The organism is Ensifer sp. ENS03, assembly GCF_014852035.1.
Lineage (GTDB): Bacteria > Pseudomonadota > Alphaproteobacteria > Rhizobiales > Rhizobiaceae > Ensifer > Ensifer adhaerens.
Map to the genome: position 1 here is coordinate 71,533 of NZ_JACVAV010000017.1, position 9,683 is coordinate 81,215.

Genomic DNA, 9,683 nt, shown 5'->3' on the forward strand with positions numbered 1-9,683 from the left:
GAGAGGGCTCATCGAACACCCAAGCTATGGTCCGCCGTGTCCCTGGCCGCAAATCGCTTGAAAGTCGAAAGTGCCTGACCCACAACCTGGTCCATGTTGTAGTAGCGGTAGCTCGCCAGTCGTCCGACGAAGGTCACATCGCTGCGCGAGCGAGCAAGAAGCGCGTACTGGTTGTAGAGCTCCTGATTTTCGGGCCTTGGGATCGGATAGTAAGGGTCTCCGGCTGAACACGCGTACTCGTGACACACACTCGTCTTGGGATGGACTTGCCCGGTGATGTGCTTGAATTCGGTCACTCTCGTGTAAGGAATCTCTTCAGAGGGAAAATTTACGACCCCGACGGGCAAAATTCGCCGCTGGTCGTAGGTCGTGTGTTCGAACCGCAGGCACCGGTAAGGAAGCCGACCATACTGATAGTTGAAGAACTCGTCGATCGGTCCGGTGAAGATGATATGCGTGCCGGGGAACTCATCCCGGACATCTCTAAAGTCGGTGTTGAGCCGAATATCGATGCGATCGCTATCCAGCATATTCTCAAACATCTTCGTGTAGCCCTCCTTTGGCATCGCCTGGAAGGTGTCCTGGAAGTAGCGATCGTCGGTGTTCGTGCGAGTAGGAATGCGGGCGGTAACTGCCTTGTCGAGTTGAGAAGGATCCAGTCCCCATTGCTTGCGCGTATAGCCCTCGAAAAATGTCCGGTACAAATCCAATCCGACCTGCGCGATAACGACGTCCTTCGAAGTGCGCACCCGGTCCATCGGCTCCGCCTTGGAGGCGAGGTACTGGGCAGCCGCGTCGTCGTCCTTCAAATCAAGTCCGTACAGCCCATTGAGGGTTGTGCGATTGATCGGTATCGGCAAGAGCTTGCCCTCTACATCAGCAAGCACGCGATGTTCGTATGGCCTCCACGCGGTAAAGCGCGAAAGATAGTCGAAGATCATTTCGCTGTTGGTGTGGAAGATGTGCGGGCCATATTTGTGAACAAGAACGCCATGTTCGTTGTAGAAATCGTACGCATTGCCTGCGATGTGGGATCGCCGATCGCAGACGAGCACATTGTGCTTGCCTTTGTTTGCCAGCCTCTCGGCAAGGACTGCCCCAGCAAAACCGGCGCCGACAATCAAAAAATCATAAGCACGGCGCCTAGATCTCATTTTTGCCGGTTTTCGCGAAATGGGCGATATCGAGCGCAGATTTGTTTCAGCCGCTTCCTGCACCAATCCGTCCATTTTCCGGTGAGTCTCATCCCATGAGACCGTCGACAGAAATTCATCGACGCCTTTCAGCCATTTTCCTGACCGGGGCTTTAATTTCATTGCGGCTTCGCATGCCTCAACGAATTCGCTCGCATCGGATGCAAAGAAGACCCCGCTGATGTCTTTGTATTGACGCACGACGTCGACAACCGGCGTAGTGACCACGGCAAGCCCGGCTGCCAGGTATTCCGGGGTCTTTGTCGGGCTGATAAACCGGGTGGCCTCATTCATGGCAAACGGCATTAGAGCCACGTTCCACCCAGAGAAATAGGCAGGCAGGACCTTGTAGTCCTTCTGGCCGAGGTAGTGGATGTTGGGTGCGCGAGGAAGATCCTCCTCCCTGATCTTGGCCACCGGACCAATGAGAACGATTGACCAGGACGGCCGTCGTGCCGCCAAGACGCTTATCAGTTCCAGATCAAGACGCTCATCGATGACTCCGCAAAAACCGAGGACAGGGCCAGCAAGATCCGCTTGGTCCGGTGGGCTGATCGGCACCGTTCGTGCCGACCGAAAGTGCCCCACATCCACGCTGGAGGGAAAGGGATGAATGTTGTCATGCAGGAGGCGCTTGGCGTCGTAGAGGCTATGGCCACCTGTGAAGACCACATCAGCCCGATGCATCAGCTCACGCTCCAGTTTCACCATATTTGCCGGCGCGAATCTGAAGTTGGCAAGTTCGTCCATGCAATCATAAACAATTGCGGCCGCATCGACATGCCGGGCAAATGGAAACATCATTGGTGTGTAGAACCACAGGACTGGCTTGGGATGACCAACAAGGTCCAGAAGCTCGTCGAGCAATCCGGCCAAACCCGTGTTTCGTTGTGCCTCGGTCCATTCCCTGGGAATTCGGGGCCTAACGGATTTTACGGTCGTGCCCGCGAAAGGATGGATTTCCAGATAGGCCAGATGGTGGTCTGTCGGAATAAACTCTTCAAAGAAGTAGACGTGTCGGTCGCGAGCAAACCGCTTCATGAGGTGTTGTGGCCGCTGCACGACATAATCCCACCGCAGGTGTGAAAAACAAATCACCGGCGCGCGAGCATTAGAAGAACTCTCTTTTTTCTTCAGATCTGCGGTTAGAACATCCATACTCATTCCGCGCTGAGATGTTCGTAGGCCCGAACAACTTCAATTGACGCGCGCCTCCTTGTTTGCTGACTGTTCGGCTCGAATGAGCTGGCGAAGTTTCTTGATGGAGTGTGGCCAAGTCCAAGATCGGAGGACTGCGTCGCGCGGACTAAAGTCGGTAAGCCGCGACAACATCTGGGCAATAGCAATATGAAACTCGTCCGAGGTTGCGGTCGCGCCGGTCTGCGGGGTTATGTATTGCTGGCCGCATCGCAGTTCGGCGTTGGCAAGTACAGGCAAACCTGCGAGCATGTATTCGGTGAGGACCGCCGGGGCCCCGTCATCGACCCCGCACACCACGCCCATGCGAGCGAGATTCATCAACCTGTTGACCTCCGCGAAGGAGACGCCTGGAGGTCCGACAAAGTCGACATCAATCTGCAATTCCGCCGCGTGTTGACGCAACTGATCCGATCGATCGCCGTAGCCGAAAACGCAAAGTGCGCGCACGGACTTCGGCATCTTGGCGAGCGCGTGAAACAGGACATCGTGACGCTTATAGGCTTGCGCGGCGGCTACATAAATTATGTCGTAAGGCTTGGCCCCCTCGATTGGGTAGAACATCGACGGTGCTGCAAATTCCGGACCGATCGGAAGGACCGCGGTGCGTTTGCCCGGGTGACACGCCTCGACCTCGCGGCTCTGTTCTTCTGATCCGGTCAGGATCAGATCGAAGTGGCGGCTCGTGGCGAAAGGGACCCGCAACGCCGGCGCGTCGATCGAGTTATAGATTTTGAAGCTGTTTCGACAAGCCTGCAGGATTTCCTCATCGACCCCTAGGCCCCAGACACAGAGAATATCCGGAGCGCCATAGATCTCGATATGAGCAAGCATGTCGTCCGACGAAAACGGAGGGGTGTTACCGTCGAGGTGGAACGAGCGCCGTGTCAGGAAGGAACTTTCTCTTACCGTTGGTGGGGGGCCGCTGGCCAGCCAATGGCTCCAGATCTCCGCCCGATCGACTAGGCCATCGGCTACGCAGGCAATTGGCATTCGTTCGAGATAGCTACCCTTTACCTCGACATTGTCTTCTGCGGTTGGCCGAGCAGCCAAATCATCCGCGAAAGTCGATGCCCAGGCCGCCAAGCGCTCTGACTTAGTCGGGACTGTTGAAACCGGTGGCCAGCCGTCCTGGAAATCACTGATGACGACAATCTTTCGCATTACTCACTTCGCACATCTACAGTCGCGAACGTCTTGACGACCACCGCGTTTGGGGAAACGGAGTTGTATTTGTCAGGAATCTAATAGTCTCGGCTTGGAACCGCCGAGCACACTGTTTGTTCCAGTTTTGGCCAACTTAAATTTCCCAACCCATCTATTCAGGACCACCGGTGTCAATCGAGTTCCCATTGGTGGCGCCGATTCTGCTCACGAAAGCCGAACTTCAAACGTCCCTGAACACGGGATCGTCAGAAGGAAAAAGGCATCCTGCAGAAAGAAAGAAGGAGTTCACTGCGTCGCCGATCTTTGGCACTGCGAGTTTTCGACGCTCCTTTTCACAGAAACCGGAACATAGCCGGCGCCACAACGTTTGGTGTGGTCTGAGGTCATGCGGATTGATGACTTGGTGACCCTCACCTGTGAACTGTTCAAAGAGTGAACTGATGTAGTTCAACTCGAAATGAGAGAAAGGCCACCAAATGGCTACGAAGACGAAAGTCCTGAGCGATCTCTTCCACGATACCCTCATGGACATCTATTTCGCGGAAAAGCAAATCCTCAAGGCGCTCCCAAAGATGGCACGGGCTGCGCGGTCTGAAGAAGGCAAAGCTGGCTTCCTCAAGCACCGGGACGAGACCGAAGGTCAAATCGAGCGGCTGGGGCAGGTTTTTGAGATTATCGGAAAACCTCTGCGGGGTAAGACATGTGAAGCCATCCAAGGCATCCTCGCCGAAGGCGAAGAAATCATGGAAGAGTACCGTGACAGTCCCGCCCTCGATGCCGGCCTCATCTCGTCGGCCCAGGCGGTCGAACACTATGAAATTGCCCGCTATGGGACGCTCAAATCGTGGGCCGCCCAGCTTGGTCTCGATAAAGCCGTTCCACTGCTCGACGCCAATCTCCAGGAGGAGATCGCCACCGATCAAAAGCTGACGGCACTGGGCGAAGCTGCGGCAAACTTAAAGGCTTCCAAGCAGGCCGCCGAGTAGTCCAACTCGACATGGAGAAGCCGCCGTGAACGGCGGCTTTTTCATTCCGGCACAGGCAAGTGCGCACTCTCCGCGTAGTCCCCCGGCCAATCAATTCGAAACAACGGAGTTCGCCCCATGGCCAAGAAATCTCAAGAAAAGTCGACCTTGAAGCAGCGGGAAACTGTGACGATCCATGATCAAAAGGTGCGCCGCGGGGAAGGAGGCGAGCTTCACCAGATCGCGGAAGACGATACGCCCGTCCTGACCACCGCTCAGGGCGGCCCCGTTGCCGACGACCAAAACTCCCTGCGCGTTGGGCCACGCGGTCCGCTTGTGATTGACGACTTTCATTTCCGTGAAAAGATTTTCCACTTTGACCATGAGCGCATCCCCGAGCGGGTAGTCCACGCTCGAGGCTATGGAGCGCACGGCTATTTCGAAACCTACGAGTCGCTCGCCGCCTATACCCGGGCTGATGTTTTTCAGCGAGCAGGTGAGAAGACACCGGCGTTCGTCCGCTTTTCCACAGTTGCCGGCAGCAAGGGGTCGTTTGATCTTGCCCGCGACGTCCGCGGTTTCGCGGTAAAAATCTACACCAAGGAGGGCAACTGGGACCTGGTAGGCAATAACATTCCTGTCTTCTTCATCCAGGATGCAATCAAGTTTCCCGATATTATTCACGCGGTGAAGCCGGAGCCGGACCGCGCCTTTCCCCAGGCGCAATCTGCCCACGATACATTCTGGGACTTCATCAGCCTCACGCCGGAAAGCATGCACATGATCATGTGGGTGATGTCGGATCGCGCGATCCCCCGCTCGTTCCGGTTCATGGAAGGGTTTGGCGTTCACACCTTCCGCCTCGTCAATGCAAAGGACGAGTCGACCTTCGTTAAGTTTCACTGGAAGCCGAAGCTGGGCCTCCAGTCGGTAGCCTGGAACGAGGCGGTGAAGATCAATGGCGCCGACCCGGATTTTCACCGCCGCGATCTTTGGCAGGCAATACAGTCGGGCAATTTCCCGGAATGGGAATTGCAGGTTCAGCTTTTCGATCAGGAATTTGCAGACAGCTTTGATTTCGACGTGCTTGATCCGACGAAAATCATTCCCGAGGAGGTCCTGGCGCCCCAGCCGATTGGACGGCTCGTCCTTGATCGCATGCCGGACAACTTCTTTGCCGAGACCGAGCAGGTAGCATTCATGACGCAGAACGTTCCGCCTGGCATCGATTTCAGTAACGATCCTCTCCTACAGGGGCGTAACTTCTCCTATCTCGATACGCAGCTGAAACGTCTCGGCAGTCCCAATTTTACCCATCTTCCGATTAATGCGCCGAAGTGTCCCTTCGCGCATTTCCAGCAGGACGGCCACATGGCTATGCGCAATCCGATCGGTAGAGTGAACTACCAGCCGAACTCCTTTGCGGAGGGGCCACGGGAATCGCCGATGAGCGGCTACCGGCATTTCCCCGCCGAAGAGACAGGGACGAAGGCGCGGCTACGGCCGGAGAGCTTTGCCGACCACTACAGCCAGGCTCGCCAATTCTACATTAGCCAGACCGCTCCCGAGCAACGCCACATAGCGGCCGCGCTGACATTCGAGCTGAGCAAGGTCGAAACGCCGGCTATCCGCGAACGGATGGTGTCCCATCTCCTCAATATCGACGAAACGCTAGCAACCGCCGTTGCCCAGAAGCTCGGCTTCCATTCGATGCCAAGCCCGGCTGATGCGGCGATGCCAACCCGGCAGGATCTTGAACCGTCCCCAGCGCTCAGCATCGTGGAACGCGGACCGAAACGCTTCGAGGGCCGCAAGCTCGGCATCCTGATCACCGACGGTCTGGATGCAGCGTTGTTAAACGGCCTGACCGCGGCGGTCGCCAAGGAAAAGGGGGCCTGCGAACTTGTCGCTCCGAAGGTCGGGGGCGCTACGGCCTCGGACGGGACCTGGATAGAAGCACATCACATGATCGATGGCGGTCCCTCCGTGCTGTTTGACGCCGTCGTCCTGCTGACTTCGGCTGACGCCATCGACGACCTCGTAAAGGAAGCCACCGCCCGCGATTTCGTGGCGGACGCCTTCCAGCATTGCAAGTTCATCGGCTACGACCCCTCGGCGATGCCGTTGATCGAAAAAGCCGGGATCGCCGATGGCCTCGATGAGGGTACAATCGAGCTTCCAGGCGAAAAGGGAATATCCGATTTCGTCTCGACGCTCGGCAAGCTGCGCGTCTGGGCCCGAGAACCGTCGGTGAAGCTGGGTAAAGCGTCGTCGCCTCCAGACTAGGCTCGCTGAGATCCCGCGCGCCAAACACGGGACCTTGGCCGTGGATGGTGGTGGCGTGGATCAAACGATTCGTCGCTGTGGACTGGAGCCGTTGCGGTGATGCTTCCGAAGCTCGCGCAATCGCATCCCGTGGTTGACCGAGCAGAGGCCGACAGCAGGGAAGTGCCACTTCGGACTCACGCGCGACCCGCGCATTTTCTCAGCGTTCCAGAGCGAACGATTCACAGCTCAGAGGCCGCTTCGACGAGTCCGGAAACTCGGCCAGTGGCTTTGTGTGTGGTGTGGGTCGCAGAGCCACACCACAGCTACATAGCTCTGGCTTGATATCGAGGAGGAGCCACTCTGTGTTAGACGAAATCTAGATTTGTCAGACACGAGGCCTGTCATGGGAAAGCACAGTGGAACGGGAGAACAGCCAGGGGCAACGCTGCGTGCAAAGCGCGTGCGCTGTGCGAAGGTCGGCAAGTTCACTTGTAGCAGCAGATTGATGCGGTCCATGAAAGCGGCTGAGCATTCCGGCCTGCTGGGCGAAAAGAGCAGAAAGAGCGGCGGTAGGATCAGCACCGCTCTTATCGAACAAGCCAACAAGCACACCGGCATCGAAAGCGATATGACCGAGTTCGCTTTGGCAGCCGTAGCGCTTGACGACGATTTCGGATCCGCTTTTCGCAAGATCCGCCGTACCGTCAACCCCGACCTGAAACTCGGCTTCTGATTTGTCGGACTTTAATTTCGACGCCGCGGTTCGCAGGGGAAGGTTTGATCGCGGACGCACGCTTTCAAGGCGCAGGGATAGAGGACTGCCTTCCTTGACAAGCCGGTTGAAGCCGGTCTCGAACTGCTGCTCGATAACTGCGTAGGCCCTTGCGACACCGCGTTCGGTCTGCGTTGGCAGTCTTGTTCGCCCCAAAAGCGGGTGTATCGCGGCCGCGATCCCGATGAACCGCCTATTCGCTCATCAGTCGTAGCTTTGTGAGGTTCAATACCTCGACCGCGCGTGCGCTTTTGAGTCGAATCACCCCCATGGATCGCAGCTTAGAGAAGCTTCGTGAAACAGTCTCGATCGTCAGCCCAAGATAGTCGCCGATGTCTGTCCGGGTCATTGGAAGGTCGATCGTGCCGTTTGCGCCTTGACGTTCGAAAAGGTCAACGAGGAAGACGGCCACTTTTTCAAGCGCGCTCTGCTTTCCGACGACCAAAAGATGCTCCTGCGCCCGCACCATGCACTCAAGCGCCAGAGCCATTAACTCTGAAGAACAGCGGCCTCGTTCTTCGAAGGTTAGGATTGTCAAACCCGTAGGGGCGATGCTTTCAGCGAAGAAGCTGCGCATGGTCCGCGCTTCGAAACCGAAGGTCTCTCCGGCAACGTGAAACGCAACCACCTGCCTGCGGCCGTCGGCGAGCAGACGGAAGATCCGAACAGCTCCATACTCGATCCGATAGAGCGTACCCGCCACCTCTCCCTGGGCATAGATTTCAGTTTCTGCCCCGTAGAATGAGATTGCGCGAGGCCGAGCAAACGAACGACCATCAAGGGCTACGGCGGCATTGAAGCTGAAGGAGGGGATGGAAGCGGTAGAAGCGTACATGGGACCGACCCTTTGTTGACGGTCAGATCATGACGAAGCATGGCCGCGTGCGAAATTCGTTCGTTCCACTACGCGTTACTACGTAGTGCGGCCAAGGCGGCGATTACGTCAGAACCGGAGAGAGGCTTGTGAAGGACGAGAATGTTCCGGCCCGGCCTCACCCGGTCAATGTCTTCATCTGCAAGCAATACCACTCGCTTGCCGGCCGCCAGCGCCAAGCATGCTTCGATGTCCGTCGCCGGCAGTGATCCGTCAAGGACCAGGATTTCCTCGACGGAGCTCCGTTCTTTTGCTGCTATCCATGACCCGAACTGCTCGACCTGGTATCCATGCGCCTCCATTGCGAAGACCAGGGAGCGGAGCAAAGCTTCGTCTTTCACAATCGTGACGACAGGTGGCGGGCTGGACACTGCGGTTCCGTGGGTTCGAGGCGCGATAATTCCTCAAACTTTGCACAGACGGAAAGTATCTGCTTTGTTCCAGATCAACACGATGGCGCGCTAGTCTGAGGCCTCTGCTGCAAGAGACATCCTTACAAGTTCTGGTAGGCTGCGGGCCTGCATTTTCGCCATGACGTTCGCCCGGTGAACTTCAACGGTGCGCGGGCTAATGTCGAGAGCAAAGGCGATCGCCTTGTTCGGTTGTCCAGCAACGACCGCGGTTAGAACCTGACGCTCGCGGTCGCTGAGGGTGCCGATGCGCGCCCGAATGTCTTCAGCTCTCTCTATGGGCGACGACGCATCGCTCAGACGCTCAGAGGCGCGTCGAATCGCTTCGACCATGGTGTTGTCGTCAAAAGGCTTTTCAATGAAGTCGACAGCTCCCGCTTTCATCGCGTCAACGGCCATCGGTACATCCCCGTGCCCCGTTATCATGATCGACGGGATCGGTGTCTTGAGGGCGGCCAGTCGGCGAATGAGATCCAGTCCGCTAAGATCGGACATGCGCATGTCGGTAATGAGCACGGCTTGTCGCAGATTGGGAGCAACGGAGAGGAAGGCGCTGGCGGACTCGTGCACCCTGACACCCAGTCCGTGCATCGTCAGCATAAATGCGAGCGATTTCCTGACCGCCTCTTCGTCATCGACAATATGCACGGTGAAGTCGTCAATCGGCATCTTCTTCCTCGTTGTATTGCGGCAAGGTAAAGCTGAAGCGCGCGCCGCCCAAACTCCCGCTGAAGACGGTTAGATCGCCACCATGCGCCTCGACGATGCGCTTGGAGATCGACAACCCAATGCCCATGCCACCAGCCTTGGTCGTTGTGAACGGCTTAAACAAGTTGG

General features: G+C 57.0%; 9 protein-coding genes. 3 read left to right on the forward strand and 6 right to left on the reverse strand.

Annotation, left to right across the window (positions count from 1 at the left end):
- Window positions 1-8: 8 nt before the first annotated feature.
- Window positions 9-2,351, reverse strand: coding sequence for a UDP-galactopyranose mutase (gene glf / locus IB263_RS32840; protein ID WP_110819837.1), 2,343 nt, complete (start codon window positions 2,349-2,351; stop codon window positions 9-11).
- A 39-nt stretch (window positions 2,352-2,390) separates the two neighbouring features.
- Entirely contained in the window at window positions 2,391-3,554 is a 1,164-nt protein-coding gene (locus tag IB263_RS32845) for a glycosyltransferase (protein ID WP_167550738.1), read from the reverse strand.
- Between the two features lie 479 nt (window positions 3,555-4,033).
- Between IB263_RS32845 and IB263_RS32850 the strand changes: the two genes are divergently transcribed.
- From IB263_RS32850 to IB263_RS32860, 3 genes are all read left to right on the forward strand, one after another.
- On the forward strand, window positions 4,034-4,543 hold the full coding sequence (locus IB263_RS32850; RefSeq protein WP_060529765.1) for a ferritin-like domain-containing protein: 510 nt from the start codon (window positions 4,034-4,036) through the stop codon (window positions 4,541-4,543).
- Between the two features lie 117 nt (window positions 4,544-4,660).
- A complete protein-coding gene (gene catE / locus IB263_RS32855; protein ID WP_110819830.1) occupies window positions 4,661-6,808 on the forward strand; it encodes a catalase C in 2,148 nt (715 codons plus the stop codon).
- 385 nt (window positions 6,809-7,193) lie between these two features.
- Complete coding sequence (locus IB263_RS32860; protein ID WP_246811154.1) at window positions 7,194-7,523, forward strand: hypothetical protein; 330 nt, start codon at window positions 7,194-7,196, stop codon at window positions 7,521-7,523.
- 232 nt (window positions 7,524-7,755) lie between these two features.
- Here the strand turns inward: IB263_RS32860 and IB263_RS32865 are convergent, their stop codons facing one another.
- From IB263_RS32865 to IB263_RS32875, 4 genes are all read right to left on the reverse strand, one after another.
- The gene (locus IB263_RS32865; RefSeq protein ID WP_089046231.1) at window positions 7,756-8,397 is read right to left on the reverse strand and encodes a helix-turn-helix domain-containing protein; all 642 of its coding nucleotides are present in this window, start codon (window positions 8,395-8,397) and stop codon (window positions 7,756-7,758) included.
- Window positions 8,398-8,465: 68 nt separating this feature from the next.
- Window positions 8,466-8,807 (reverse strand): hypothetical protein, encoded by a 342-nt coding sequence (locus tag IB263_RS34005; RefSeq protein WP_162728871.1) that lies wholly within the window; start codon window positions 8,805-8,807, stop codon window positions 8,466-8,468.
- A gap of 90 nt (window positions 8,808-8,897) precedes the next feature.
- Entirely contained in the window at window positions 8,898-9,509 is a 612-nt protein-coding gene (gene fixJ / locus IB263_RS32870) for a response regulator FixJ (RefSeq protein WP_192439567.1), read from the reverse strand.
- Window positions 9,505-9,683: ATP-binding protein (locus IB263_RS32875; protein ID WP_246811155.1), on the reverse strand; the 179-nt coding region annotated here is incomplete at its 5' end. The genes fixJ and IB263_RS32875, both read right to left, overlap by 5 nt.